The organism is Nonomuraea sp. NPDC049421 (assembly GCF_040677005.1).
Lineage (GTDB): Bacteria > Actinomycetota > Actinomycetes > Streptosporangiales > Streptosporangiaceae > Nonomuraea > Nonomuraea salmonea.
This window is the reverse complement of sequence record NZ_JBFAQA010000001.1, coordinates 193,878-220,367: the sequence shown is the minus strand read 5'-3', so window position 1 is coordinate 220,367 and position 26,490 is coordinate 193,878. Positions and strand designations below refer to the sequence as shown.

25 protein-coding genes are annotated in these 26,490 nt (G+C 71.0%); 8 read left to right on the top strand and 17 right to left on the bottom strand.

Going from position 1 to position 26,490, the window contains the following annotated elements; translation table 11 throughout:
- Positions 1 to 119 precede the first annotated feature (119 nt).
- Positions 120 to 500, bottom strand: coding sequence for a DUF6578 domain-containing protein (locus tag AB0K18_RS00935; protein ID WP_364907978.1), 381 nt, complete (start codon positions 498 to 500; stop codon positions 120 to 122).
- A gap of 116 nt (positions 501 to 616) precedes the next feature.
- Here AB0K18_RS00935 and AB0K18_RS00930 point away from each other — a divergent pair, with 116 nt between their 5' ends.
- Positions 617 to 1,780 carry an endo-1,4-beta-xylanase gene (locus AB0K18_RS00930; protein ID WP_364907975.1) on the top strand — a complete coding sequence of 388 codons (1,164 nt, stop codon included), beginning with the start codon at positions 617 to 619 and terminating at the stop codon, positions 1,778 to 1,780.
- Positions 1,781 to 1,874: 94 nt separating this feature from the next.
- Here AB0K18_RS00930 and AB0K18_RS00925 read toward each other — a convergent pair whose 3' ends face one another.
- Positions 1,875 to 3,005, bottom strand: a complete 1,131-nt coding sequence (locus AB0K18_RS00925; protein WP_364907972.1) for an amidohydrolase family protein — start codon at positions 3,003 to 3,005, stop codon at positions 1,875 to 1,877.
- Between the two features lie 87 nt (positions 3,006 to 3,092).
- Here AB0K18_RS00925 and AB0K18_RS00920 point away from each other — a divergent pair, with 87 nt between their 5' ends.
- The gene (locus AB0K18_RS00920; protein ID WP_364907969.1) at positions 3,093 to 3,443 is read left to right on the top strand and encodes a Rieske (2Fe-2S) protein; all 351 of its coding nucleotides are present in this window, start codon (positions 3,093 to 3,095) and stop codon (positions 3,441 to 3,443) included.
- Between the two features lie 77 nt (positions 3,444 to 3,520).
- Here the strand turns inward: AB0K18_RS00920 and AB0K18_RS00915 are convergent, their stop codons facing one another.
- From AB0K18_RS00915 to AB0K18_RS00900, 4 genes are read right to left on the bottom strand one after another with little or no spacing between them, the layout of a single operon-like run.
- Positions 3,521 to 4,711 carry a hypothetical protein gene (locus tag AB0K18_RS00915; protein WP_364907967.1) on the bottom strand — a complete coding sequence of 397 codons (1,191 nt, stop codon included), beginning with the start codon at positions 4,709 to 4,711 and terminating at the stop codon, positions 3,521 to 3,523.
- Between the two features lie 3 nt (positions 4,712 to 4,714).
- Complete coding sequence (locus AB0K18_RS00910; protein WP_355418131.1) at positions 4,715 to 5,623, bottom strand: carbohydrate ABC transporter permease; 909 nt, start codon at positions 5,621 to 5,623, stop codon at positions 4,715 to 4,717.
- Complete coding sequence (locus AB0K18_RS00905) at positions 5,620 to 6,567, bottom strand: sugar ABC transporter permease (protein ID WP_364907964.1); 948 nt, start codon at positions 6,565 to 6,567, stop codon at positions 5,620 to 5,622. Before AB0K18_RS00905 ends, AB0K18_RS00910 begins: the two co-directional genes overlap by 4 nt.
- A 40-nt stretch (positions 6,568 to 6,607) precedes the next feature.
- A complete protein-coding gene (locus AB0K18_RS00900; protein ID WP_364907961.1) occupies positions 6,608 to 7,921 on the bottom strand; it encodes an ABC transporter substrate-binding protein in 1,314 nt (437 codons plus the stop codon).
- A gap of 220 nt (positions 7,922 to 8,141) precedes the next feature.
- On the opposite strand from AB0K18_RS00900, the gene AB0K18_RS00895 reads away from it, so the two are divergent.
- Positions 8,142 to 9,164 (top strand): LacI family DNA-binding transcriptional regulator, encoded by a 1,023-nt coding sequence (locus AB0K18_RS00895; protein ID WP_364907958.1) that lies wholly within the window; start codon positions 8,142 to 8,144, stop codon positions 9,162 to 9,164.
- Between the two features lie 49 nt (positions 9,165 to 9,213).
- Here AB0K18_RS00895 and AB0K18_RS00890 read toward each other — a convergent pair whose 3' ends face one another.
- Genes AB0K18_RS00890 through AB0K18_RS00870 form a run of 5 tightly spaced genes read right to left on the bottom strand, consistent with a single transcriptional unit; the run spans position 9,214 to position 15,040 of the window.
- Positions 9,214 to 10,167 carry a zinc-binding dehydrogenase gene (locus AB0K18_RS00890; protein WP_364907955.1) on the bottom strand — a complete coding sequence of 318 codons (954 nt, stop codon included), beginning with the start codon at positions 10,165 to 10,167 and terminating at the stop codon, positions 9,214 to 9,216.
- A complete protein-coding gene (locus tag AB0K18_RS00885) occupies positions 10,164 to 12,233 on the bottom strand; it encodes an alpha-amylase family protein (RefSeq protein ID WP_364907952.1) in 2,070 nt (689 codons plus the stop codon). Before AB0K18_RS00885 ends, AB0K18_RS00890 begins: the two co-directional genes overlap by 4 nt.
- Before the next feature lie 13 nt (positions 12,234 to 12,246).
- Positions 12,247 to 13,164: a sugar phosphate isomerase/epimerase gene (locus AB0K18_RS00880; RefSeq protein ID WP_364907949.1), complete on the bottom strand. Its 918-nt coding sequence runs from the start codon at positions 13,162 to 13,164 to the stop codon at positions 12,247 to 12,249.
- Between the two features lie 5 nt (positions 13,165 to 13,169).
- Positions 13,170 to 13,928: a phytanoyl-CoA dioxygenase family protein gene (locus AB0K18_RS00875; protein WP_364907946.1), complete on the bottom strand. Its 759-nt coding sequence runs from the start codon at positions 13,926 to 13,928 to the stop codon at positions 13,170 to 13,172.
- A 38-nt stretch (positions 13,929 to 13,966) separates the two neighbouring features.
- On the bottom strand, positions 13,967 to 15,040 hold the full coding sequence (locus AB0K18_RS00870) for a Gfo/Idh/MocA family oxidoreductase (protein ID WP_364559209.1): 1,074 nt from the start codon (positions 15,038 to 15,040) through the stop codon (positions 13,967 to 13,969).
- Between the two features lie 128 nt (positions 15,041 to 15,168).
- On the opposite strand from AB0K18_RS00870, the gene AB0K18_RS00865 reads away from it, so the two are divergent.
- Entirely contained in the window at positions 15,169 to 15,816 is a 648-nt protein-coding gene (locus AB0K18_RS00865) for a helix-turn-helix domain-containing protein (RefSeq protein ID WP_345400413.1), read from the top strand.
- Here the strand turns inward: AB0K18_RS00865 and AB0K18_RS00860 are convergent.
- From AB0K18_RS00860 to AB0K18_RS00850, 3 genes are all read right to left on the bottom strand, one after another.
- Complete coding sequence (locus AB0K18_RS00860; RefSeq protein ID WP_364907943.1) at positions 15,794 to 17,497, bottom strand: ABC transporter ATP-binding protein; 1,704 nt, start codon at positions 17,495 to 17,497, stop codon at positions 15,794 to 15,796. The genes AB0K18_RS00865 and AB0K18_RS00860 overlap by 23 nt on opposite strands.
- Positions 17,494 to 19,293 (bottom strand): ABC transporter ATP-binding protein, encoded by a 1,800-nt coding sequence (locus AB0K18_RS00855; protein ID WP_364907940.1) that lies wholly within the window; start codon positions 19,291 to 19,293, stop codon positions 17,494 to 17,496. The genes AB0K18_RS00860 and AB0K18_RS00855 overlap by 4 nt, the downstream gene beginning before the upstream one ends.
- A gap of 174 nt (positions 19,294 to 19,467) precedes the next feature.
- Positions 19,468 to 20,424 (bottom strand): helix-turn-helix domain-containing protein, encoded by a 957-nt coding sequence (locus tag AB0K18_RS00850; protein WP_364907937.1) that lies wholly within the window; start codon positions 20,422 to 20,424, stop codon positions 19,468 to 19,470.
- Positions 20,425 to 20,508: 84 nt separating this feature from the next.
- Here AB0K18_RS00850 and AB0K18_RS00845 point away from each other — a divergent pair, with 84 nt between their 5' ends.
- Positions 20,509 to 21,390: a hypothetical protein gene (locus tag AB0K18_RS00845; RefSeq protein WP_364907935.1), complete on the top strand. Its 882-nt coding sequence runs from the start codon at positions 20,509 to 20,511 to the stop codon at positions 21,388 to 21,390.
- Positions 21,391 to 21,439: 49 nt separating this feature from the next.
- Here the strand turns inward: AB0K18_RS00845 and AB0K18_RS00840 are convergent, their stop codons facing one another.
- Positions 21,440 to 21,784 (bottom strand): hypothetical protein, encoded by a 345-nt coding sequence (locus tag AB0K18_RS00840; RefSeq protein WP_364907932.1) that lies wholly within the window; start codon positions 21,782 to 21,784, stop codon positions 21,440 to 21,442.
- Between the two features lie 791 nt (positions 21,785 to 22,575).
- Between AB0K18_RS00840 and AB0K18_RS00835 the strand changes: the two genes are divergently transcribed.
- A complete protein-coding gene (locus tag AB0K18_RS00835; RefSeq protein WP_364907929.1) occupies positions 22,576 to 22,950 on the top strand; it encodes a tetratricopeptide repeat protein in 375 nt (124 codons plus the stop codon).
- 367 nt (positions 22,951 to 23,317) lie between these two features.
- Positions 23,318 to 23,770, top strand: a complete 453-nt coding sequence (locus AB0K18_RS00830; RefSeq protein WP_364907927.1) for a hypothetical protein — start codon at positions 23,318 to 23,320, stop codon at positions 23,768 to 23,770.
- 124 nt (positions 23,771 to 23,894) lie between these two features.
- Here the strand turns inward: AB0K18_RS00830 and AB0K18_RS00825 are convergent, their stop codons facing one another.
- Both AB0K18_RS00825 and AB0K18_RS00820 read right to left on the bottom strand, forming a co-directional pair.
- Positions 23,895 to 24,302: a hypothetical protein gene (locus AB0K18_RS00825; RefSeq protein WP_345400377.1), complete on the bottom strand. Its 408-nt coding sequence runs from the start codon at positions 24,300 to 24,302 to the stop codon at positions 23,895 to 23,897.
- 354 nt (positions 24,303 to 24,656) lie between these two features.
- Complete coding sequence (locus AB0K18_RS00820; RefSeq protein ID WP_364907924.1) at positions 24,657 to 25,643, bottom strand: hypothetical protein; 987 nt, start codon at positions 25,641 to 25,643, stop codon at positions 24,657 to 24,659.
- A 233-nt stretch (positions 25,644 to 25,876) separates the two neighbouring features.
- On the opposite strand from AB0K18_RS00820, the gene AB0K18_RS00815 reads away from it, so the two are divergent.
- On the top strand, positions 25,877 to 26,182 hold the full coding sequence (locus AB0K18_RS00815) for a DUF6355 family natural product biosynthesis protein (RefSeq protein WP_364907921.1): 306 nt from the start codon (positions 25,877 to 25,879) through the stop codon (positions 26,180 to 26,182).
- Positions 26,183 to 26,490: the final 308 nt, after the last annotated feature.

Genomic DNA, 26,490 nt, shown 5'->3' with positions numbered 1-26,490 from the left:
GGCTCAAAGAGCAAATGGGACGATACGACAGTGGGTCGCAGCCATATGTGTCGAGCCCATTACGGCGCCTGAATGTCTCGGACCGCGTGGTCGGCACGCGAGGGGGGTGACTGTTGCCGCTACTGATCTGCTTCCAAGGTGACGACGTAACCGATGAAGTCGCGGTCGTCCGAGGACGGTGGCCGTGAGCCGTCGGCTGAGGTGAGCGGGGTCAGGACGGCGTCGGTCGGGTGGAGGTAGGTGTCGCCTTCCGCCTGTACGTGGCGGGCGTGGGCGGCGGAGATGTGCCTGACGTGGGCTTCGACGGTGATGTGGGCTGAGGTGGGTTCGTCGTGGTGTTCCTCGGCCCACTCGATGGTGGCGGCGGTCTCCTCGCCCAGGGCGCGCGTCAGCCACTCGCGGTCGGCCGGGGCGAGGGTCCAGGTGACCGTCGATCCGACGTGGAAGGGGTCGCCGCAGCACTCCATCTGCCACTCGTCGACCCAGACGTTCCATCTCACTCCGGCAATGTACCCGGCGGCCTTGGGCCTTCCCACCGGTGGCGGGCGGGTGTATCTGTAGGGAAATCGATTTGCATCACTGCGCGCGCGTCCGTCGGAACGGTGAAGGGAAAGCGATGGCAGATCAGGGAGGGCTCCGCAGGCGTTCGTTCCTCGCCGGTGGTGGCTTGGGTGCGATGGCGATGCTGGGCGGTGGCGCGGCGCAGCTCCTGACGGCGGGTACGGCCTGGGCCGAGCCGGCGGGTGCGCTGAGGCGGGCGGCTCTCGCCAAGGGGATCAGGTACGGCTCCTCCGCCGCCACCTGGCAGGTGCAGCCGGACACCGCCTACGCGGAGCTGTACGCGCGCGAGAGCGGCATGCTGCTCACCGAGGACGATCTCCTGTGGTACCGGCTCAAACCGACGCCCGACGCCCCGCTGGACTTCACGTACGGCGACCAGATCGTGCAGTACGCCGCCGGCAACGGCCAGCCGGTCCTCGCCGCCCACCTGGTCTGGGACGAGGGCCTGGGCGACGGATGGGAGGAGGACGCCCTGTTCGGCCTCGGCGAACGGGAGGCCCGCGACCTGCTCTTCGGCACGATCAAAAGAGAGGTCGCCCACTACGCGGGCCGGGTCAAGGCGTGGGTGGTGGCGAACGAGGTGACCGACGGCGAGGACAAGGACGCCAACGGCTACTGGACGCAGGAGCCCTGGTACCAGACCATCGGCCCCTCCTACGTCGAGGAGGCGTTCCGCCTCGCGCACCGCCACGACCCCCGCGCGGTGCTGCTCATCAACGAGTTCGGCTTCGAGACGGGGGACGACGCGGTCGCCCGCCGCAGGTCGATGCTCAAGGCCATCGACCACCTGAGGAGCAGGAACGTCCCCGTGCACGCCCTGGGCGTCCAGGCGCACCTGAACGCCGACGGGTTCGCCGAGAGCTTCGACGCGAAGGCGTACCGGAGCTTCCTCAGACAGGTCGCGGCGCGAGGGCTGTCGATCTTCATCACGGAGATGGACGTCCAGGACGACGGCCTGCCCGCCGAGGTCGCCGTCAGGGACGCGGCCGTCGCGGACGTCTACGCCCGCTACCTGTCCGTGGCCCTCCAGGAGCCGGCGGTGAAAGTGGTGCTCAGCTTCGGCCTCAGCGACCGCTACACCTGGCTGCAGGAGGACTACCCGCGTGCGGACGGGGCCGCGCGCCGGCCGCTGCCGTTCGACGAGGACCTGCGGCCGAAGCCGGCGTACGCGGCGATGCTGCGCGCGTTCCAGCAGGCTCCGGCGCGCCGGCCCCTCTGAGCCCTCACATCCCTCATAGCTCTCAGAGCCCTCAGAGCCCTCAGAGCCCTCAGAGCCCTCAGAGCCCTCAGAGCCCTCAGAGCCCTCAGAGCCCTCAGAGGCGATCCCCGTACGTCTCGACCGCGTTCTCGCTGCTCACCCGCTGCCTGATGGCCTCCGGCAGCGAGGTGAGGGCGTAGCGGGGGTCGTCGAAGTCCCAGTGCGGGTAGTCGGAGCTGAACATCAGCGTGCGCTCCGCGTGCGCGATCTCGCAGAGCACATGCAGGTGATGGCGGCGCCTGGGCTCGGGCAGCGGCTGGGTGGTGAAGCGGACGTGGTCCACGATGTACTCGCTGGGCAGCCGCCTGACCCACGGCACCTCGTCGCGCAGGCCCCTGACGTTCTTGTCGAGCCGCCACATCACGTCGGGGATCCAGCCCAGCCCGCCCTCGGTGATGATCACCTTGAGGCCGGGGAAGCGCTCGAAGACGCCGTGGCAGACGAGGCTGATGACGTTCGCCTGGAAGACCTGGCTGAGGCCGCTGTGCCACTCGACGTAGTACGTCGGCGTCCCGCCGGCCATGGGCGGCGAGGTACGGAAGATGCCCTCGCCCGAGTTGGGGTGGACGGCGACAGGGAGGCCGAGGTCGTGCGCGGCCTCGTAGATCGGGTAGTGGTGCCGCTGCCCCATCAGCAGGTCGGTGAGCGGCAGCAGCACGCCGACGAAGCGCTCGTCCTGGGCCGCGCGCCTGATCTCCCGCGCCGCCAGGTGCGGGTCCTGCGCGCCGGCCACGATGTAGCCGCGGTAGCGGTCGTCGGCGTCGAACCAGGTCGCGGCCAGCCACCGGTTGTAGGCCGAGGCGATCATCGCGGCGGCGTCCGGGTCGGGCATGGCGCCGAGGCCGAGCACCTCGCCGCCGATGAGCACCGCGCGGTCGATGCCGTGGGCGTCGAGGAGGTGCCGCGCGGTGAAGAGCGGGTCGGCGCCCGGGGCGGACCCGTCGGGGGCGCGGGCGTCGTCGCGGAGCACGCCGGCCGGGTTGACGTAGAGCATGTTGCGCGGGATCGAGACCGCCTCGCGGTGCCCGGTCGTGGTGAGGGCGCGGCGCTCGTCGAGGCCGAGGCGGCGCCGCTCTGCCGTGGACAGGAAGGGGCGCAGGTCGGCGAGGCCGTGCTTGGTGATCGGGTGGACGTCGCAGTCGACGAGCCGGTAGCGGGGAGGCGTACGGGTGACGGGGTCGGTCATGGAGGCTCCGGTGGTTGCCGAGAGGCCGCTGAGCGGTCATAGTCATGCATAGCAAATCGATTGGCATGGCGACAGTGGAGCGGTGACATGGACGTTCGGGTCGGCAGCGTGGAGGACGTCCGCAGGGACGGGTGCCGGATCGTCGACGTGAACGGGCGGCGGGTCGGGGTCGTCAGCGTGGGCGAGGAGTTCTTCGCGATCAGCGACAAGTGCCCGCACATGGGGGCGTCGATGTGCGCCGGCTCGCTGGGCGGCACCTTCGTGGCCGCCGGGCCGCACGAGTACGTGTACGGCAGGGACGAGCGGGTCGTCCGCTGCCCGTGGCACGGCTGGGAGTTCGACATCGAGAGCGGGCGGTCGCTGCTGGAGCCGAAGCGCGTGGGGCTCAGGACGTACCGGGTGTCCCAGCAGGACGGGGAGGTCATCCTGCACGTTTGATCCCGTCCTGCACGTGTGATCCCGTCCTGCACGTGTGATCCAGTCCTGCCTGTTTGAATCAGTCCTGCACGTGTGACTCACCTGCCGGGGATCGAGGGGACGTCCGTGTGCAGGTCGGGGCCGAAGAAGAGGAACACCATGAGGTCGTCGGCGCCGGTGTTGACGACCTCGTGCTCCCGCACGGCCGCGTCGTGGGTGACGACCAGCTCGTCAAGCCCCGGTTCGCCGCCGCGCACCTCGTGCCCCGCGTACGTGCCCGTCCCCGTCCAGGCGAACACGCTGTACACACCGGGCTCGCGCAGCCGGTGGACGCCGCCGGGCGGGACGACGAGGCGCTTGCCGGCGTACTTGCCGGTGTTGTAGAAGACCCAGCTCTCCCCGCCGCCGATGGGCTGCGGAGTCAGGTGGCGGTTCTCGTAGAACCAGGGGTCGCCGTTGGTGCGCCAGTCCACGAAGCCGAGCGGGAACCGCTCGCCGTGCTCCGAGCGGTCGCCGGGGCGGACGTCCTTGAACAGCAGGTCCTTGGAGATGATCCGGCCGGCGTTCAGCGCCTGGAACATGGCGAGGACGTCGGAGTCCTCCTGCAGCTCCAGGGTGAGCGCCGTGCCGGGGGCGTGCAGCACGCCGGACGGCACGTGGAACCCCTCGCCGGGCACCTGCAGCTCGGCGCGGGCGTGCCGGAGTATCAGGTCGCTGTCCCAGTCGACGAGGTACGGCAGCAGCACCTCGTACGCGCCCTGCTCCGCGATCCACGGGTGCACCCCGAAGAACGTCTCAGGATGCGCCCCCATGTCCACGCCGGGCAGGAAATGGTAGGACTCGTCCTTGGCGTTCCTGCCGACCAGCGCCGCGTACTCCTGGGGCGGATGGATGTGGTACGGCAGCCGGTAGGCGTAGTCGAAGATCTTCGCCAGCCGCCCGAGCCCGCCGGGATGCGCGGCGGCGTACGCGGCGCCCATGACCGCGGCCGGGTCGGCGGCGACCGCGTCGCGCAGCAGGAGCCGCTCGCCGTGCTCCCCCACCACGTGGCTGAGCCCCTCGTCGGGCGGCCCGACGCGGTTGTCGGCCTTGGTCGTCGAGGCGAGCCAGCGCTCGCAGACGGCGCCCCGCTCGCCCACGTCGTAGGCGTCCTCGGGCAGGCCGAGCCGCCTGCCCGGCGGCAGGAAGTCGCGCGCGACCCAGGCGGGCGCACAGCGCAGCACGCCGTTCCCGGCGTCGAGCAGCCGGGCGAGCAGGTCGCGTACCTCGTCAGGACTTTGCGCCGTCACGATTCACCCCTTGATCCCGGTGAGGGCGATGCCCTGCACGAACCTCCGCTGGAAGACCAGGAACACGACGATCATCGGCAGCACCGCGATCACCGACCCGGCGAACAACAAGGTCCAGGATGTACGGTTCTGCACCACGAACAGGGCAAGACCCACCGGTGCGGTGATCTTGTCTGGGCTAGACATGATGATCAGCGGCCAGAAGAAGTCCTCCCACGCCCCCTGGAAGGTGAAGATCGCGTTCGCCGCCAGCGCGGGCCCGCACAGCGGCAGCACGACCGAGCGGAAGATCCGGAACTCGCCGGCCCCGTCGATGCGGGCGGCCTCCAGCAGCTGGTCGGGGATCGAGAGCATGTACTGGCGCAGCAGGAAGATGCCGAACGCCGACACGATGCCCGGCATGATCAGCCCCCAGTAGGAGTCGAGCCAGCCGTGCCCGCCGCTGCCTGTCCAGTCGTTCCCGCCGAAGAAGGGGATGTGCTGGATGATGAGGTAGTTCGGGATGAGCGTGACCTGCCCCGGCACCATCATCGTCGCCAGGAAGAGGACGAAGATCCCGTTACGTCCGGGGAAACGGCGCTTGGCGAAGGAGTAGGCGCACAGCGCGTTGAAGAACGTCTGCAGCACGGTGATCGACAGCGCGACGAACGCGCTGTTGGCGAACCACCGCCAGTCGCCGTGCCCCTGGGCCTGCTGCGCCTTGGTGAGGTCGCCTACGTTCAGGAAACCCTTGTAGCCCTCCAGCGTCGCGTCCTGCGGGATCCAGTGCGGCGTCGTGGAGAAGATCTCCCCCATCGGCTGGAACGACGCGCTGACCAGCCACGCGAACGGCGCCAGGAACAGGATCGCGAGCGGCGCGAGCACCAGGTACGTCAGCAGCTTCTGCCGCAGCCCGAACCGGTTGCCGGTCATACGGCGGAGCCCCGCCGGGCGAGGCGCAGCTGCAGCGCCGTGAACACGAGCAGCATGAGGAAGAGCGCGAACGCCAGCGTGCTGGCGTAGCCCATGTCGAAGTACTTGAACGCCCAGAGATACATGTAATAGACCATCGTCGTCGTCTTGTTGACCGGCCCGCCGTTGGTCATCACGAAGATCTGGGTGAAGACCTGCAGGGAGCTGATGATGCCCATGACCAGCAGGAACAGGGTGGTGGGCCGCAGGCTGGGGATCGTCACATAGCGCAGGCGCTGCCAGGGGCCCGCGCCGTCGATGCGGGCGGCCTCGTACAGCTCCCTGGGGATGGCCTGCAGCCCGGCGAGGTAGACCACCATCGAGAACCCGGCGCCCGCCCACACGCTCATCAGCACGACCGCCGGCATCGCGAGGTTCTTGTCCGACAGCCACAGCAGCGGCTCGTCGATGAGGTGCGCCTGCAGCAGGTAGTAGTTGAACAGGCCGTAGTCACCGTTGTAGAGCCACTTCCAGAGGATGGCCGAGACCACGAACGGCGTGATGACCGGCAGGTAGAACGCCGCCCTGAACAGGCCGCGCAGCCGCAGCGGCAGGTTGAGCAGCAGCGCGAGCAGCAGGCCCGTCGCCATCGACAGCGGCACCGAGGCGCCGCTGAAGTAGACGGTGTTCAGCACCGACTCGACGAACCGCTCGTCGTGGATCATGTCGCGGTAGTTCGTCAGGCCGACGAACGGCTTGTCCGGCTCGATGATGCTCCACCGGTGGAACGTCAGGTAGACGGCGAAGATCAGGGCGGCCAGTGTGAAGACCGAGAAGATCACCATGCCGGGCATCAGGAAGACGTACGCCGAGCGTTCCCGCCATATCAGGGCCGGCAGGCCGCGCCTGCCAGGCGGTCGAGGAGCACTCTTCACCGGCTCGGTGGTCACCAGCGGCTGCGCCATCTGTCTCTTCCTTCCTCCGTACGCCGCCGCGCGCCGCCGCTCAGCCCCGGCCGAGGATCGCCCTGCCCTGCTGGGCGGCGTTGTCCAGCGCCTCGGCGGCGGTCTGGTCGCCGTAGATGGCCTTGCTGAGCTCCTCGTTGAGGATGGTCTCGACCCGCGGGTACTTGGGGTTGGCGACCGCGCTCGCGACGCCGCAGGCCATCAGGTCGGCGAAGGGCTTGAGTACGGGCTTCTCCTTGGCGAGGTCCTCGCCTTCGAGCAGCGACTTCGTCGGAGGCAGCAGCGTGCCCTCGGTCTTGTACGTCCAGTCGGCCAGGTTCTCGGGCCGCGACAGGAACTCCATCCACAGCCACGCGGCGTCGGAGACCTTCGTCTGGCTGAACATCACCAGCGAGTCGCCGGCGATGGTCGTCTTGCATCCGGCGCTCCCCTCGGGCAGCGGCGCGGCGGCCCACTTGCCTTCGAGCTTGGGGTACTCGTCGGCCAGCGTGCCGGCGAACCAGGCGCCCGCCACGTACATCGCGACGTCGCCCCTGGCGAAGGCCACCCGGCCGTCGTAGGAGTTGGAGTTGAGGTAGTCGCGCGGCGAGTATTTGGCGAGGTCCACGTAGAAGGCGGCGGCGGTCTTGCCGGCCTCGCTGTCGAAGGCGACGTCCTTGCCGTCCGCGCTCACCGGCTCGCCGCCGGCCTGGTAGAGCCAGGGGTAGAAGTAGTAGGCCGCCTCGGAGGCGAACATCTCGAAGCCGTACTTGCCGTTCGCGGTGAGCTTCTCCGCCGCGGCCCTGAACTCCTCCCAGGTCTTCGGCGGGCCGGCGAGGCCGGCCTCCTTGAAGCGGTCGGTGCGGTAGAACAGGCCGGTCGTCTCGCCGTCGAAGGGCAGGCCCCACATCTTGCCGTTCCAGGTGACGAACGTCCTGAAGCCGTCGACGTAGTCGTCCGGCTTGACGACCTCGCTGCGGCCCATGTACTCGCCGAGGTCGACCAGCGCGCCGCGGGCGGCGTAGTCGCTGGTGTCGCTGGCGTTGATGTAGGCGACGTCGGGGGCGGTGTTGCCGGCGATGCGGGTGCTGAGCACCTGCTGCGCCTGCTCGGCGGGGGCGTTCTCGAACTTGATGGTGATGTTGGGGTGCTGCTCGGTGAACTCGGCGGCCATCTTCTTCATCTGCGGCTCGTTGCCGACCCAGGAGAAGAACGTCACGGTCTGCGGCGAGGCCGGGTCCTTGACGGGGCCCGTGCCCTTGCCGATGCCGGTGTTCTGCGGCGGGGCGTCGCTTCCGCAGGCGGTCAGGCTCATGGTCGTCGCGAGCGCCATCACGATGACGGCCGGGGCCGTCCAGGATCCATGGATTCTCATCACACCGCTCCCTGCTGCTCGCTCAGTGGAAGATCCGGAGCTTCGACTGATGCAAATCGATTGGCGCCTGGCGGGAAGTCTTGCCAACGTCCGGGCGGGTTGTCAATGGATGCACAGTGGCTCGCGTCACATTGTGACGGCCCCGAGACCACGCCAGCCGATCACAGCGAACTGCGCCGTCAAATCGTTTTGCCTCAAGAATCTCAGTAGAATGCTCCCCATGTCGAGGAGCGAGGTTGAGCCCAGCCCACCCTCCCGCGTGACGATCGCCCAGGTCGCCAGCCACGCGGGAGTGAGCCCCACGACCGTCTCCCACGTGCTGTCCGGCAAGCGTGCGGTCGGAGCGGCGACCAGGGGCACGGTGCTGGCGGCCATCCGCGAGCTCGGCTACCGGCCGAACATCGTGGCCCGCAACCTGCGGACCCGGCGCTCGCACATGATCGCGGTGGTCGTCCCCGACATCACCAACCCGTTCTACGCCGTGCTCACCCGCGGCCTGGCCGACGCGGTCGACGCCGCCGGGCTCGGCACGTACGTCTGCAACACCGACGGCCAGCACGACAGGGAGCTGAAGTTCTTCCAGGACGCGATGGACCGCGGGGTCGACGGCATCGTCTTCGCCTCGGGCGAGACCGCCTCGCAGGTCCAGCTCGCGGAGGTCGACCAGCAGACGCCCATCGTCTGCATCGGCGCGCAGCTCGACCATCCGCTGTGCGACGCGGTCGTCCCCGACGACGAGACCGGCTCGCGCGCGGCGGGCGCCTTCCTCGCCGCGCGCGGCTACAAGCGCATCGCGATGATCCAGGGCCCGCCCCACTACGGCGTGACGCGCACCGCGGGCTTCCGCTCGGCGATGCAGGCCGCCAAGCGGAAGGTGCCGGCCGAGCGCATGGTGCGCGGCGACTGGACCCGCAAGGGCGGCTACACCGCGATGAAGGCCCTCATGACGCTCAAGTCCCGGCCCGACGCCGTCTTCTGCGCCAACGACCTGATGGCGATCGGCGCGCTCGACGTCGCCCACGAGCTGGGGCTGTCGGTGCCCGATGACGTGGCCATCGTGGGCTTCGACGACGTCGACGCCGCGACCATCGTGACGCCCCTCCTGACGACCGTGCGCAACCCGGCGTACGAGGCCGGCGGCACGGCCGGCGACCTGCTGCTGAGCCGCATGTCCGGCCGCTACACCGGCACCGGCCGCACGGTCGTGCTGCCCTGTCCCCTGGTCGAGCGCGGCACGGCCTGAGCCGGGGCGGCCGCGCGCGCCGGCGCGGAGGCGCGGAGGCGCGGAGGCGTCACTCCTCGGGGAACGTCACCACCGCCTTGACGAAGCCCTCAGGCTTGTCGCGCAGCGCGGCGAACGCGGTGTCGATCTCCTCCAGCGGGAACCGGTGGCTGACCAGCCCGTCCATCGACAGCACGCCGCCGGCGAGCAGGCGCATGCCGGTCGCCATGCCGCGCATGATGACGTTCACGTCCCTGAAGTGGGCGTTGACGAGGGTGAAGGCCATCCAGTTCCAGTACGCCAGCGGGACCGACCGGTCGGCGCCCTGGTGGAAGCCGACGATCGCGATCGTGCCGCTCATGCGGGTGGTGTCGCCGCACGCCGTGAGCGCGCGCTGGGTGCCGGTGCACTCGAAGGTGACGTCGGCGCCGCGCCCGCCGGTGAGCGTGCGTACGACGTCGGGCAGCGACTCCCTGGTCACGTCCACGGTCCTGGTCGCGCCGAGCCGGGCGGCCCGCTCCAGGGCGTCGGCGCGCGCGTCCGCCACGATGAGCTGCCGGGGCCCGCGCAGGGCTGCCAGCTTCTGCACCAGGTTCCCCATGAACCCGGCCCCGATGACCACCACGTCGTCGCCGAGCCGGACGCCGGCGGCCTCCACGGCGTTGACCGCGCAGGCGAGGGGCTCGGCCAGTGCCTCGTCGAGCGGCCCCGAGCCGGCGGGGAAGCAGTGCTCGGCGCGTACCGCGACGTACTCGGCGAAACCGCGCTCGGTCACCCACACGCCGACCCGGTCACCGGCGGAGAACGCGCTCACGCCGGCGCCGGCCTCGGCGACGACGCCGCTGACCTCGTGGCCCAGATAGCGAGCCGCGCCCTCCGGCGGTCCGGTCAGCCACGGCTCCAGCTCCGACGCGCACACGCCCGACGCCACGACCCTGACCAGCACCTCGTCGGGCCCGATCGACGGCACCGAAGCCTCCTCGACGATCCACTTCTCGCGCCCGCGCAGCGCCGCGATCCTCATGAAAGCTCCCCGTCGTGGAAGACGACGATCGTGTAGACGCCCAGCGTGTCCACCAGGACGACGTGCACGCCGTCCTCCTGGGTCACCTCCAGCGGCGTCCGCGTCCCGTCGCTCGCCACCGCCGTCGCGTGCGGCCTGGACTCGGGCAGCCGCACGCGCAGCGGCACGCCGGTACGCACCCGCACGGCGTCCTCCGAGCGGTCGTAGTCGTAGTTGACCAGGTGCAGCGCGTAGGAGCCGCCGGCCAGGCGGTGCAGGTTCGCGGCCACCGGCGCCGGGGTCTCGACCTGCCGCCCGCGCGGCAGCAGCTCGCCGAGCACGTCGTGGCGCGCGGTGCGGACGTTGTCGTGCCGCGGCAGCGCGTCCGCCACCCGATCGGTGACGACGACCGTCCCGCCGGCCGCCAGGTAGTGCCGGACGGCGGCGGCCTGCCTCTCGGTCAGCGCGAAGACGTCCGGCAGGATGACGGTCGAGTAGTGCAGCAGCTCGCTCGCGTCCGCCCGGTCGGGCGCGGTGACGCCGTCCGGCCAGATCACCACGTCGTACGGCACCGCGGACTCCGACAGCGTCCCCGTCACCACGCGGTACGGCACCACCACCGACGCGTCGCGGGCGTTGGCCGTGTTGTCGCTGACGTCCGCCTTGCCGATCAGCTCGCGCGTGCTCGCGACGCTGAACACCACCGCGACCTCGTTGGCCGTCCGGCGCGCGAACAGCTCCTCGTGCCCGGCCAGGAAGTCCTGGATCTCGACGGCCAGGCCGTGCGGCGCGGAGAAGGAGTCCTCGATGACGCTGCCCATCCACGAGCCGTACGGCACCGACATGTTGACGCCCATCGCCGCCGCCTCGAACAGCGACAGCCGGAACAGGTCGTAGCCCTTGCCCTGCCCGAGCAGGCCGACCAGCTCGGGGACGACCCCGCCGTACGGGTTCTCGACCACGACGACGTCCTTGTCGCCGGCGAACGCCGCGACGTAGCGGTACCACTCCGGCTGCCGGTACGTCGTGTTCCGCATCTCGGTGATGACGAGATCGACGTCGTCGGCGAGCGCGAGGTACATCGGCTCGCAGTTGAAGAAGTTGCCGGAGACGATGATCTCCCGGCCCCGCGAACGGGCGTGGTCGCGGGCGTAGCCGGCCAGCTCGGCGAAGTACTTCTTGATCGACAGGCACTGGAAGGCGTAGTACTCGCCGAACAGCGGCGTGGACTCGCGGCCGGTCTTGAAGTCGTAGCCCTGGGCGAGCAGCCATTCGCCGTAGTGGAAGGTGTCCAGGTCCACCCCGTCGAGCGCGGGGTCCACCTCGGGGAGCCCCTGCAGGTGGGCGCGGAAGCCCTTCATGCAGTCCTTGCAGAAGCAGGCGCCGTACTGGAAGGCCCCCATCGGCAGCTCGGCCTCGTCGAGCTGGATGCCGTCCACGCCGGCGTCGATCTGGATCCTGATCACGGCCTTGAGGTACTCGCGCCAGACCGGGTTGTTGCGGTCCATGTAGAAGCACTGGTGCTCGCGGTCGGGGCACTCCACCCAGTGGGCGTGGCAGGGCTCGCCGTGGATGTCGCGGGCCACGCACTCCTCGATGAGGTCGGTGACCGGCTCGCCGTCGGAGTTGACCAGCCCGCCGGGGAAGTAGTGCTCGACCGGCTTCCACAGCTTCGGGTAGCGGTTGGCGCTGAACTCGCGCAGCCCCATCCAGCCGCGCCTGCCCGCGCCGCGCAGCTCGTTGATGGCGAGGACGGCGTCCTCCTGCTCGGTCAGCTCGACGGGGAACTCCCAGCCCTGGGCCTCGAAGACGATGCCGAGCACCTTGATGCCCCGCTCGTGGCAGGCGGCGACGAACTCGCTGTCGTTGACGAAGCCGTAGAAGCGCGAGCGGGCGTCGACCGGGCCGAACGCCTCCTGTTCGAGGTAGGGCAGGGACAGCGAGCCGCCGCCCATGGACGCCCACACCAGCACGGTCGCGCGGTAGTCGGCGAGGTCGTCGATCATGCGCAGGCGGCGGGGCGGCAGGCTCGGGTGATAACAGTGCTGGCGGGGGAACCAGGCGTCGAAGTAGACACCGCGGTGCATGGGCAGGGCCCTCCTAGACGTTGACGTGCGGGTCGAGGGTGCGCTGCGCGATGGTCAGGCCCTGGCGGACCCGCTCGGGGCTGCCGCTCCAGACCGGGTCCTCGTGCTCGACGGAGACGGCGCCTTCGTACCCGTGCTGATGCAGCGCGTCGATCAGGCGCCGCCAGTCGACCTCGCCGAGCCCGGGGATGCGGTAGCGCCACCAGCCGCTCTCCCAGGGCCGCCGGTCGAGCACCCGGCCGAAGACGCCGTACCTGTCGCGGGCGGCGGCGTGCACCTCGACGTCCTTGGCCTGCACGTGCAGGATCCTGTCCGCGTGCGCCTCCAGCGCGGCCAGCGGGTCGATGCCGAGCCAGACCAGGTGCGAGGGGTCGTAGTTGAGCCACAGGCCGAGCTCGGCCAGCCGGCCCCACAGCTCGGGCGAGTAGGCGAGGTTGGCCGGGTAGCCGTCGGGGTGCCAGCCCTCCATCGGGCAGTTCTCGATGACGAGCCGGACGTCCCTGGCCGCGGCGTACTCGACCAGCGGCGGCAGCACCCGCTCGGCGAGCCGCAGGTTCTCGGCCACGGTCAGCGTCACGTCGCGGCCCACGAAGGTGCCGACCAGCCCCACGCCGAGCAGCTGCGCGGCGTCCACGCAGCGGCGCAGGTGCTCGTGCGTCGCCTCCCTGACCTCGAGGTCGGCGTGCAGGTTGTTCTCGTAGTACGCGACCGCAGACACGCTCAGGCCGTGCCGGTCGAGCATCGCGCCCACCCGGGCGGCGTCGTCCTTCCCGAACGACTCGACGTCCAGGTGACTGGCCTCCCAGTCTCTGCCGGGCCGGTCGGGCCAGGCGGCGATCTCCAGCGCGGCGTAGCCGTGGCCGCCGGCCCAGCGGGCGACGTCCTCCAGCGGCTCGCCCGGCAGGCAGGCGGTCAGCAGCCCCAGCCTCATCCGGCTCACCGGCCGGCCGGGACGTCGGCGTAGTCGTTGCCGGCCAGGTCACGCCCCCTGGCCAGCCAGATCTTCCAGCCCTCGTTCTGCGGGACGTCCTGCATCTTCACCGAGCTGGGGAAGTAGCGCATGGTGTAGCCGGTGCGGCGGGTGGCGCTGGTGTTGGGGCGGGCGCCGTGCACGATGCGGCCGTCGTGCATGGAGAACTCGCCGCGCTTCAGCTCGAAGGAGACCGCCTTCGACTCGTCCACGCCCGACAGCTCGGCGTGGAAAGTCTGCTCGGTCATGTCGGTCGGCCGGTAGCCGTCGGAGAAGCCGCCGTTGAGATGCGAGCCGGGGATGACGCGCATGCAGCCGTTCTCCTTGAACGAGCCCTCCTCCAGCGCCAGCCAGATCGTGACGATGCTGTCGTACCTATCGAAACGGCCCTCCCAGAACGCGCTGTCCTCGTGCCAGGGGGTCGCCCGGCCGGTGAAGGGGTCCTTCGAGATGAAGTGGCTCGACCACAACGCGATGTCGGGGCCGATGAGCGGCTCGATCCAGTCGAGCACCTCGTCGGAGAGCAGGAAGTCCAGCAGCCGGTCGTCACGGTAGTGCGGGGTGTCCAGCTCGTCGGAGAGCTTGTCGCCCTTGGCGCTCAGGTGCTCGTTGAAGATCAGTTCGAGCCGGGCCAGGCGCTCCTCGGTGAGCAGCTGCCGGCCGGGCAGCAGGTAGCCGTTCGCGCGGAAGAAGGCGACGTCGGCTTCGGTCAGGGTCTCGGTCATCGCGGTGGCGCCTTTCCGGGGGGTCGCGGTCATGGGGGTCAGCTCTTGTCCAGGGCCCGGATGATGTCGATGAAGAGCTCCATGTCCTGGAGGTAGTCCTCGGGGGTCGTCTTCGGCGTCGCGCCGGTGGTGACGACCTCGTGGAAGTACTCGAGCTCATAGGTGTAGGGGTCCTTGAGGTGCGGGCGGCGCACCGAGCGCTCGTAGGAGTCGCCGTCGGTCAGCTCCAGGTGCAGCGTCGTCGGGAAGTGCCGGACGTACGGGGTGTCGTAGCGCACCTTCATCGTGCCGCTCGCGCCGTACACCTCGATGTAGGTGTCGTAGCGCAGCTGCTGGTCCACGCCCGTCTCGTAGGTGACGACGAAGTCGCCGTAGTCGAGCAGGGCGACGACGTAGCCGCCGCTGCGCCACATCTTGGCCGCTGAGACCTCCTCGGGGCGGCCGAGCAGCTCGCGCATGGCCGACAGGTCGTGGCTGCCGAGCCCGCACAGCAGCCCGTACGTCCACTCCAGCTCCTGCGGGACGTCCCCGATCGCCTCCTTCACCAGCGCGGACCTGCGCGCCCATTTGTCGTCGATCGCCTCCTGGGGGACGTCGTCCGGGCGGTCGACGTAGGAGGTCTGGTCGACGATGAGCCGGTTCTCGCCGATCACGTCGTGCACCCGGGCGTAGCGGATCGGGCCCAGCTCGGGCAGCCGCTCGACGGCCTCGGTGAACGCCGGGGCGAAGCGCCGCATGTAGGCGACCATCACGGTCCTGCCCGACCGGTCGCGGGCGGCGATGACGTCCTGGGCCTCGCGGGGGCTGAGGCACATCGGCTTCTCGACGAGCACGTCGAGGCCCGCGTCGAGCGCCGCGATCGTGCAGTCGGCGTGGTATTCGTCGCTGTTGAGCACGATCACGCAGTCGAGGCCGCCGGCGGCGATCATCTCCCGGTAGTCGGTGTGGCGGCGCCCGACCCGATGGCGTTCGCCCATCCGCTCCAGCAGGCCGGGCGAGATGTCGCAGATCGCGGCGAGCTCGTAGCGGTCGGGCAGCGATTCGAGGACGGGCAGGTGGATGACCTGGGCGACCTCGCCCAGCCCGATGACGCCGACGCGCAGCTTGCTCAACTCTTCGCCTTTCGGTGGTGGTGTCCCCCAGCGATGCAAATCGGTTTGCAGAGCCACGGTAAAGGGACGCACACCGTCGGGTCAACGCCCGTGCGAAGGGCGGGACGGCCCCCCATAGGCTGGTGACCATGGCACAGGACCGCGCGAAGGGCGTCGGCCGCCCGCCGCGCCTCACCCTTGAGGCGATCCTGGCGGCGGCCGACCGCATCCTGCGCTCGGAGGGCCCGGAGAAGCTGTCGATGCGCCGGCTGGCCCAGGAGCTGGGCAGCGCGCCGATGACGCTCTACTACCACGTACGCGACAAGGACGAGCTGCTGCTGCTCCTGATGGAGGAGCAGGCCAAGGCCCTCCCCCGCCCCGAGCTGCCGGCGGATCCGCGCGAGCGGCTGCTGGCGGTGGCGGCCCTGCTGTACGAGGAGCTCGCCGAGCGGCTGTGGATCGTCGAGGTGCTGGCGGGCGGCGACCTCATCGCGCCCTCGGCGCTGTGGTTCGTCGAGGAGATGATCGACGCCGCCGTCGAGTGCGGCAACCCGCCTGAGCGCGCGCTGTTCGTCTACCGGTCGATCTGGTTCTACATCGTCGGTGACCTGACGATCCGGGTGAAGGGCGCGCGCCGCCGGGCCGGCGTCCCCGCGTACGAGGACCGGGTGGTGGCCGGGCTGCGCGGCGGCACGCACCCGAGGCTGGCGGCGCTGGCCGGGCGCTGGGCCGAGCTCAACGCCCGCGACACCCACCGGGAGGCGCTGGCGGCGCTCATCGACGGTCTGCTGCGCTGACCGCCCAGAACGCGGCGTACCGGCCGCCCAGGCGCACCAGCTCGTCGTGGCCGCCTTCCTCCGCCACCCGGCCGCCGTCGAGGACCACGATGCGGTCGGCTCGCCGGACCGTCCGCATGCGGTGCGCGACCATCACCACCGTGCGGCCCGCCATCAGCCGCTCGATGCCCGCGTGCACGGCGGCCTCGCTGACCGGGTCGAGCGCGGAGGTCACCTCGTCGAGCAGCACGATGGGAGCGTCCTTGAGCAGCGCCCGCGCGATCGAGACGCGCTGGCGCTCGCCGCCGGACAGCAGCGCGCCGCCCTCGCCGACGTGCGCCGACCAGCCGCCGGGCAGGCGTTCGACGACCTCGTCCAGCCGGGCCGCCCGCGCCGCGGCCCTGACCTCGGCGTCGGTGGCGCCGGAGCGGCCGAGCCTGACGTTCTCCTCGATGGTGCCGTCGAAGAGGTAGACGTCCTGGAAGACGATGGCGACGCGGGACATGAGGGCCTCGGCGCCGATGTCGCGCACATCCACGCCGCCGACCCTTACGGCGCCCGCGTCCACGTCGTAGAAGCGGGCGAGCAGGTGCAGCAGCGTGCTCTTGCCCGCGCCCGACGGCCCGACCACGGCGAGCCGCTCGCCCTGCGCCACGGTCAGCGACACGCCGTCCAGCACCGTGCGGTCGCCGTGCCGGAAGGTGACCGCGTCGAGCTCCAGGTCATGCCGGTCAGGGAGGACCGGCGTCGCGGGCTCGGGCAGCGGCTCGGTGCGCAGCACGGCGTCGAGCCGGTCCAGTTCGGCGCGCGCGGCGCGCAGCCTGCCGCCGATCTCCGACAGCGACAGCAGCGGGTCCGCGCAGCGGGCCGCCAGCACCAGGATCGCCGGCAGTTCGGCGGCGCCGATGCTCCCGCCCAGCGCCAGGTAGGCCCCGAGTGCCAGCAGCGCGGTGAAGACCACCTGCACGGTGAGCGTCAGGCCCACGGCGGCGGGCACCGTGGCCAGCACCGTGGCGCGGGAGGCCCGCCGCACGCCCCGCAGCGCGTCGTCGAGCAGCGCGAACCGCTCACCGCTCCGGCCGCCCGCCCGCAGCACCGGCTGGGCCTGGAGGAACTCGATGACCCGGCCGGTGGCCTCCTTGTCGCGCTCGTGCCGGTCGGCGTCGGCGGCCGCCGTCGCGCGGCCGGCCCGCGCCTGCACCGCCGCGACGGCGGGCGCCGCGGCCAGCGCGGCCAGGCCCATCCGCCAGTCGTACGCGGTCATCACGGCCACGATCGTCAGCGGCGTCACCAGCGCGGAGACGAACGGCCCCAGCAGGTGCGCGGCCACGCCCATCGCCTGGAGCAGGCCGCGGCCCGCCATGACGGAGACCTCGCCGACGCGGGTGGTGTCGTACCAGCCGATGGGGAGCCTCGCCAGGTGCTCCCCGAGGCGGTGGTACATGCCGCGCAGCAGGGTGGTGCCGACGCGCATGCCGGACAGGTCGGCGGCGTAGCGCAACACGGCGTACCCGGCCACCGCCGCACCGAACCCCACCAGCCAGGGCGTCGCCGGCTCGCCCCCGAGCAGCGCCCGCAGGACGGGGACGAGCAGCGCGTACGCCAGGCCCTCCGCGACGGCGGCCACCGTCATCAGGGCCAGGGTGCGGCGCATCGGGCGGGCGTAGGCGTCGCCCAGCACCCGCAGCAGCGTGGTGATCATCGCAGCTCCTCCTCTTGGCGCGCGGGATTGCGGGCGTGCCAGAAGGCGGCGAACCTGCCGCCGCGCTCCAGCAGTTCGGCGGGCGCTCCCCGCTCGGTGATCACGCCGTCCTCCAGCAGGACGACGGTGTCGGCGCCGGCCACGGTCTCCTGGCGGTGGGCGATGACCAGGATCGTCCGGTCGCCGCCGAGGCCGGCGAGCGCGCGGCGTACCGCCTGCTCGGTCTGCGGGTCGGCGAAGGAGGTGGCCTCGTCGAGCACCAGGACGGGCGCGTCGGCCAGCAGCGCGCGGGCGAGCGCGACGCGCTGCGCCTCGCCGCCCGACAGCCGCGCCTCCTCGCCGATCACGGTGTCGTAGCCGCGCGGCAGCTCCATGACCCGGTCGTGGATGCCGGCCAGCCGGGCGGCGCGGACGACGGCGTCGCGGCTCGCGTACGGCACCGCGAGCGCGATGTTGTCGGCGACCGGCGCGCGCAGCAGCCGCACGTCCTGGAAGACGAACGCGACCCGCCGGTACAGCTCGTCCCCGCCGATGTCGCGCAGGTCGGCGCCGCCCAGCAGGACCGCGCCGTGCTCCGGGTCGAAGAACCGCGGCAGCAGCCGGACCAGCGTGGACTTCCCGCCGCCCGACGGGCCCACCACGGCGGTCGTGGTGCCGGGCTCCAGCACCAGGTCGACGCCGCGCAGCACCTCGTGGCCCGGCTCGTAGCCGAAGCGCACGCCACGCAGCTCCACCCGGTGCCCGTGCGGCGTCACGGGGGTGGCGGGCTCGGGCAGGGGACCTACGGCGAGCACGTCCTTGACCCGGCCGAGCGCGCGGCCCGCGGCGGTCAGGTCGTCGAAGCCGTGGCCGAGCGCCGCCACAGGAGCGGTCAGCCCCAGCCCGAGCAGCAGGAACGGCAGCAGGTCAGCCGGGGCGAGGCCGCCCCCTGAGATGAGCGCCGCGCCGCCGGTCAGCACGACCAGCAGCACGAACGGCGGCGACAGCGCGAGCTGCATCCCGGCGGCGACCAGCGACATGCCGCGCACCCAGCGCACGAAGGTGGCGATGAAATCGTCCACGGCGACGAGGAACGCGCGGTGGGCGCGTCCCGACCCGCCGAACGCCTTCACCACCGCGATCCCCTGCACGAACTCGACCACGGAGCCCGCGATGCGCCCCATCGCCGCGTCGAACTCCTCCTGCTCGCGCGCCCTGGCGGGCAGCATGAGCAGCGGCACCAGTGCGAGGGCGAGCACGACCGGGATCAGCGTGACGAGCGTGAGCCGCCAGTCGATCGTGAGCAGGTAGACCAGCGACGCCGCCGGCACCACGAACGCCGCCACCAGCTCGCCCGGGGCGTGGGCGATGAGCGGGTGCACGGCGCTGACGTCCTCGCCCGCCACCTTGGCCAGCTCGCCGGTGCTGCGGCGGGACAGCCAGCCGATCGGCGCCCGGCCGAGCCGCGCGGCCAGCCTCCGGCGCAGCGCGAGCTGCACGTCGGCGTCGAGGACGTGCCCGAGCCCCGACGAGGCGGCGGTGCACACGAGCCTTACGAGCAGTCCTGCCGCGCCCGCGATCACCACTGTGCGCACGTGGGCGGGGTCGGCCGGGCCGGGCGCGAGCAGGGTGCGGCCCAGCTCGACGACCGCGAGCAGCGGCGCCAGACCGGCCAGCGCGCCGGCGATCTGGAGGGTCACGACGGCGGCGAAGGCCGGGAGGTGCGGGCGCAGCAGGGTGGTCATGCTCGCGTCGTCCGCGGGGTCACGGACGCGTTCGCGCCGCGTCGCCGGCGGCGCGGAGTCGATGGTGGTCATCGCGCTCCCTTCGATTTTCGTACGCGTACGAATAAGGGTACGCGAGGAGGACCGCCGACGCGCGAGCCGTGGGGAAGGGCCGTCTGCACAGGAAGGAGCCGAAGCGCGCGCCGGCGTCAGGGAAGGAGCCTGGGCGGCCGTCTGCGCAGGAAGGAGCCGGAGCGGGCGCCGGCGTCAGGGACTGTGGCGGAAGGCGCGGCGGTAGGCGGCGGGGGCGATGCCGCGGCGGGCGGCGAAGTGGTGCCGCAGGGTGTCGGCGCCGCCGAACCCGGCCCGCGCCGCCACCGCGTCCACGCTCAGGTCGGTGGTCTCCAGCAGTTCCTCGGCCAGCCGCAGCCGGTGCTCCAGCAGCCAGCGGTGCGGCGTGGTGCCGGTCAATGCCTTGAAGCGGCGGGCGAACGTCCGCGGCGACATGGCGGCGCGGGCCGCGAGCGCGTCCACGGTGAGCGGCTCGTCGAGGTGCCGCAGCATCCAGTCGAGCAGTTCCGACAGCTCGTACGGCGTGCGCGGCGGCGGCATGGGCGCCTCGACGTACTGGGCCTGGCCGCCGGAGCGGTGCGCGGGCATCACGAGGCGCCTGGCCAGGGCGTTGGCCGTGGCGGCGCCGTACTCCGCCCTCATGAGGTGCAGGCAGGCGTCGATCCCGGCCGCCGCTCCGGCGCTGCTGAGCACGGGGCCGTCGGAGACGTACAGGATGTCCGGTTCGACCTGGACGCGCGGATAGGTGCGGGCGAGCAGCCCGGCGAACTGCCAGTGCGTGGTGGCCCGCCGCCCGTCGAGCAGCCCCGCGGCGGCGGCGAGGAAGGCGCCGGTGCAGACGGTCAGCATCCGCGCGCCGCGGTCGGCCGCCGCGCGCAGGGCGTCCAGCAGCGGCTCGGGCACGGGCGCGGTGAGCGCCGGCCAGGCGGGCACGGTCACCAGGTCGGCGCGGGCGAGGCGATCGAGCCCGTGCTCGACCCGCACGGCGAACCCCGACGTCGTCGGGACCATGCCGGGCTCCGGCGCGCAGAGCGCGAAGTCGTGGACGGGCAGCCCGTCGTCGGCGCGGTCGAGGCCGAACACCTGGCAGACGATCCCCAGCTCGAACGTGGCGGCCACGTCTCCGACCACGGCGACGACATCCCGGATCACGCCTCGCAGTATGGCAGGAAATTCCGGTATATGGGCGTTCCTGCCACTCCCCCGCCGCCCCCCTGTCCCGCGACGCTGAGACGCATGACCCTCACCACGCACCTGCCCTTCCCCCTGCCGGGCCAGGGCCGCTCGCAGATCGCCGTCCCCGCGCCGGGTCCAGGGCCGCAGCGCTGGGCCGGCGCGCCGAGCGCCGCGCTCGACGACGACGGCACGTACGTGCTCGCCTACCGCGTCCGCGACGGCGAGGACCACAACGTCATCGCCCGCTCCGCCGACGGCGAGCGCTTCACCACGGTCGCGCTGCTGCCCCGCGACCGGTTCCGCGCGGCCATGGTGGAGCGCCCCGCCCTGGTCCGCACCCCGTCGGGCCGCTGGCGCCTGTACGTCAGCTGCGCCACCCCGGGAACCAGGCACTGGTGGATCGGCGTCCTGGAGGCCGACTCACCCGAGGATCTGGCGACGGCCGGCGTGCGCACGGTCTTCGCGGGCGACGCGCGCACCGGCGTCAAGGACCCCGTCATCCGCCACGACGGCCGGACCTGGCGGGCGTGGCTCTGCTGCCACCCGCTGGACGTGCCGGGCGCCGAGGACCGCATGAGCACCGTGTACGCGACCAGCCAGGACGGCCTGACCTGGCGCCGGCACGGCACGGTCCTGACCGGCCGCCCCGGCACGTGGGACGCCCGCGGCGCCCGCCTGACGAGCGTGCTGCCGGACGGCCGCGCCTGCTACGACGGCCGCGCCTCGGCCGCCGAGAACTGGCGCGAACGAACGGGCCTGGCCGTGCCCGGCGCATCGGGCCTCCTGACACCGGTGACCGGCGGCCCCGTCGCGGACGTCCGCTACCTGGAGGTCCTCCCCCTCCCCGACGGCACCCACCGCCTCTACTACGAGGCCCGCCGCCCGGACGGCGGCCACGACCTGCGCACGGAACTGATCCCGCCACCGAACCGCCTCTCATGACGCGCGACCCCGGCCACCTCCAAGGGGGCCGGGGCGTGGACGCACGTTCCTAAGGTGTCGTCTTACAGTCCCTCGACACCACCGTGCCGTCCTCCTTGCATATCGTGCAGACCTTCTTCGGGTTGGCCGGGTCGGGCGCCGTGTCGCATTCCCTGAGCTTCGGCTTGGTCTCCTTCTTCTCGCAGTACTGGCGTTTCCAGCCGCCGCGCTTCCCCTTGCAGTAGAGGCACTTCCTGCCGGAATCGCTCGTCATCCATTTGCACGGGGCCGCACGCGACTCCGCGACACCGGCGGCGGCACGGACACAGTCCGCGGTACCGGCCTGGACCTGCGATGTTGACGGGACGAGGGTGGCGGCCACCAGTGCGGCGGTGGCGCATGCTTCCTTGAGCATGTGCTCCTCCCTTCCTCACGCTCATCGTGACGGACGACCGCGGGGAAACGTCAAGAGCCTGCGTCTGCATTCTTTTTTCCGCCCGCACGATCGTCGCCGGTTTGAAACGCGCGTTGACGAAATACAGACACTCGGACGCGCATTTCTCCGCCATTTCTTGGACAGCCGCTCGTGATCAGTCAGGAATCTCGGCGGTGTGTTCGCGTATTCTCGGGTGCACGAAATGGTAGATCCCACCGCCCTCCGGACGGAGCAGCCCCGCGTCGGTGGCGGCCGCCAGAAAGGCCGGCACGTCCCGCACACCGGCGTGCCGCAGCCTCGTATTGACGTCAGCGCTCCCACGGCCACCGCGTGACCGCCGGAGGTGGCCGCCGCCCGGGCGATCACGCGCAGGCCGCGCCGCACGACGTCCACGGACGAGGTCGCGGCCATCGCGCCGATGCCGCGCTCGATGCACCAGGGCGTCCTCCGTGACGAGATCCACCACGAGGTGCACCAGCTCCTGGCCACCGGAGCCCCGAGCGACCCGGAGAACACCCAGAACTGGGACGCCTACGCGACTCTCCTGCCCCACGTGCGCCCGTCCGGCATGACCGCCTGCAAGGAGGAGGCCGTGCAACGCTTCGGCGTCGACATCGTCCGTTACCTCCACCAGACGGCCAACTACAACTTCGCCAAGGCCTTCGGTGAGGAGTTCCTTCAGAACCGGACCGCAGAGGGTGGCTCATACAACCGGAACGTGCTGAGCCTGCGCCCTGTTCTATCGGCTGCGCGGGGACACCGAGCGGGCCATGGAGATGGACGAGGAAGCCCGCAAAGGGCTGCTGGCCAAGGTCGGCCCCGATCACGATTACACCTTCGGCAGCGCCGTCAACCTCGCCAACGATCTGGCGGCCCTGGGTATGCACGAGAAGGCACGCGAGCTGGACGAGAAGAATGTGGAGCAGGTCCAGGCCTTCTACGGCGACGAGAACCTGCTGTCGCTGGCCGCCGCCGTCAACCTCTCCGTCGACCTGCGCACGGTCGGCGAGGTGGCGCAAAGCGAGGAGCTGTACGCGGACACAATGGCTCTCTACGAGCGGCTCTTGCCACCCGACCACCCTGAGCGGCTGGTGGCGGCAAGGAGCGAACGGTTCGACTGGGACTTCGACCCGTTCAGCCTGTAGTCACGCTCAGTGAGACGAGGTCGAGCCATCCCAGCGGCTCAGCGAACTTTTCTGCGCCGAAAGCCCTTCAAGCGCCGTCCAGAGGTTCGGACTACCGGGAAAGCGTTCTCCATTCACCGGCGACCGCCGGGCGATTCCCGAACGACGGATGAAAATTTCACCGCATCCAACGCATTACGGGTGTGCTCGTTGGCCTTCCCATGCTGGTGGCGTACAAAAAGAACGGATTTGGACTGGTGGTGGTACGACCGGAAACAGCATCCGTGGGCGTCATTCTGGACCGGTGGTCATCGGTGATCGCATAATGCGCCGAGCTTTCCTCGAAGAGATGAGGTGTGACTTGGCAGCACGTTCCACGGTCCGGCGCGTGGTGAGGGCGATGGCGGTCGTCGTCGCGGCGCTGGCCGCCGTCTTCCTGCCGCTCTCCCCCGCGCACGCGGCGTACGGGCCCGACCAGCCCGTCTACATCCAGCTGAAGGGGACCGATCCCGGCAACACCGGGCTGGCCCGGCTGGAGGGCACGATCGCGTTCGACGACGGGGACACGATGTTCCGCTACGCGGTGCGGCTGTGCTGGCTGCATGCCTATCCCGCGCCCAATCTGCGGATCTACGTCAACGGCGGCACCCAGATCTGGCCGGTGTCGACCGGGACGACGTCCACGCCGGGCTGCCAGATGACCACCCTGTACGCCGCCGAGGTCGCCCACGGCGCCGCCGTCGCCAATGTGCGCTTCGAGGTGACCGGTGGCTGGTTCTACCCGGGCAGCCAGTACAACACCCGTACCAAGTCGTACACGTCGGACAACCCGTTCACGTGATGCCGCGACAGGGCCGCGGCGCGGGCGGCCGGGGACGGGTCCGCGTGGCGCGTGGCGCCCGCGGTCCCGTCGCAGCCACCGCTTGCACCGCGGCCCTGTCGTACGTACGAGCACCGCTCGCGCATTAGCGCAGCTCGTTCGGCCACCACCAGCGGCCGTCGTTCCTCACGGGCTCGTTCTCCTCGATCTCTTCCTCGATCGGCGGCTGCTCTTCCTCGTTGACCTCCGGCTCGACCTCTCGCTGCGGCAGGACCCGCTCGTGGCGGTGGTGGCGCATCTCGTGGTGGCGGCGGTTCTTGTTGTGGTTGCGGTTGTGGATGATCACCCTGATCCGCGGCATGTGGTACCGCGGGTTGTGCAGGATGGGCTTCTCCCTCGGGACGTGGCGCACCTTGGTGACGTGGCGCACCGGCGCCGCCGGGGCGGGCGGGCCGCCGGCCTGAACGGTGTGGAAGCCCGCGCTCGCGGAGGCCACACCCTGGGCCACTGGAAGGAAGATGACGCTGGAGGCGGCGGCGGCCACGGCCAGCATCGCGTACCGTCCGCGACGAGACGCGCGCGCTTGGCGAATGTTGGTATTCACTGCTCTCGTTTCCTTGCCTGGATAAATCGGCCAGAATCCGGCACCCGCACTTTTGTCGGGACACCTAGACGCAAGCAGACGTACCCATGCAGATGTTCTCAGTTACCTCCTTAAACCCAAACAACCCGTCAAAACCCACAGATTGCATTCAATAACAGGACGCTCATCCGGCCCCAGAAGGCGACTGGAAGCGCTTCGTGGAAGGGGGTTCAGGCTGGAACCACCGGCGCGCCGAGGTCACCCGAGCGAGTGGGATCGGGAGCCCACAAGGCGGCCGGAGTGGGCTGGCGTGGGTGGGCTCGTTCAGCGGACGGTCCAGTCCTCCTTGGACGGCGGGTACGCGAACGTCTGGCTGCCGCGCCAGCCCTCGCCCTCGATGCGGTAGTCGTGGGCGGCCTCGTCGGCGGTGTGGGCGGGGCCGACGTCCAGGGTGTCCGCCGTGGACCAGCGGCCGCCGACCTGGTGCTGGACGTCGTACCGGAACTCGTTGAAGCCGTCGTTGTGCGAGGCGAACGTGTTCACGACGGTGAGGGAGCGGCGGCCGGCGGTCACCTCGGGGGGAAGGTCCACCACCTGGTCGCGCCACTTGTAGACGTCGTCGCCGAGCAGCGGCGGCCAGGCGCCGGCCGGGAGGCCGTCCACCGTGATGGTGGCCTGCTGGAGGGGGACGCCCACGTCGAGGCGGCGGATCAGGCGCACGCCGGTGTTGGCCGGGGAGACCCGCACCGTGAAGCGGCTCCACCCGCCAGGACCGAACGCCCGCCCGTCGTCGGTGACGATGCGGCCGACGACGGTACGGCGCGGCGGCGGATCCACCCGGTGCAGGCCGATGACGACCACCGCGGTCACCCCTGCCGCCACCACCGCCGCCAGCACAGTGGCCACGACCACCTTGGACGGCGCGCCGTGGGAGAGGTCGCCACCGGACGCGAGCGCCTCACCGTGCGAACCGACACCACCCGCAGCCGCGCCCACCTCGCCGGGAACCGCGGCGGCCGTCCCGCCACGCACCGCGTCCTCCGTGGTCACGGGCAACCGCCCCACCCGTACGCGCTCCCAGGCCCGCTCCCACTCCGGCAGCCGCTCCTCAGGCACCCGGCAGGCCCGCAGGAACGCCAGCATCACCGCCTTCTTCGGGAACCGCCGCCCGGCCAGCATGTCGGCGCACGTGGCGCGGGGCAGGCGGGTGCCGCCCAGCTTGCCGGCCCGTGACTCCAGCTCCCGCAGCGACGCGTCGGCCCGCGCGAACTCCTCGGCCAGCAGCCTCACCAGGCCCTCGTGACAGGTCACCGCCGCAAGCGCATCGAAGTCGCCGCGACGCTCCGTACCCCCTTGCAGATCCGCGCTCATCGCCCCTCTGTCCCGTCCGCCGATCCTTGCGGAAAGTTTACGATCCATCACTCTCCGCGTCCGGGTTCGGCCGAATCCGTCCGAGGTCCTGTTGGACACCTCGCCTCCACGACTTCACTGACGGTCGTCTCCCCGCCGCCCGGCGGGAGCGAGCAGCACGAAGGAGAACCACCATGACCAGGACGAACACCGCACGACGTATGGTCCTCGCCGCCTCGATCGGCGCGATCCTGCTCGCGGGAGGGACGGCGGCGGTGCCGGCCGGCGCGGCGGCAGCGGCAGCGGCCGCGCGCAACCCGTGCGGGCTGTACCGGGACAACGACCAGGCGATGTACAAGAACTGTTCGCAGGCCAACGAGAACCTGTTCGTGACCCGCATCGTCTCGTCGAACACCTACCACTGCGTCACGCCGGGCAGCGTCGCCCACCTGGGCAGCTGGAACAACGTCTTCAGGGTCTACCACCGCGGCACCTGCTGACCGGAGACGAGCTCGGGGGCCGGGCCCGGCGCGTGCGACCACGCGCCGGGCCCGCCCGCATTCACCGCCATTAATCGAATAAATCCGGAAATAGCGCTACGGGTGCATTCCGGTGACCCGCAAATACCGGCAGTGCGAGCGACTGGACCTCAACGTCGAATGACATGGTGGTGGAGGCGAAGTTCGCCCTGTCATTCGACGCGCATGGTGCTGGAGGCGAAGTTCGCCCTGTCATTCGACGCGCATGGTGCTGGAGGCGAAGTTCGCCCTGTCATTCGACGCGCGTGGTGCTGGAGGCGAGGTTCGCC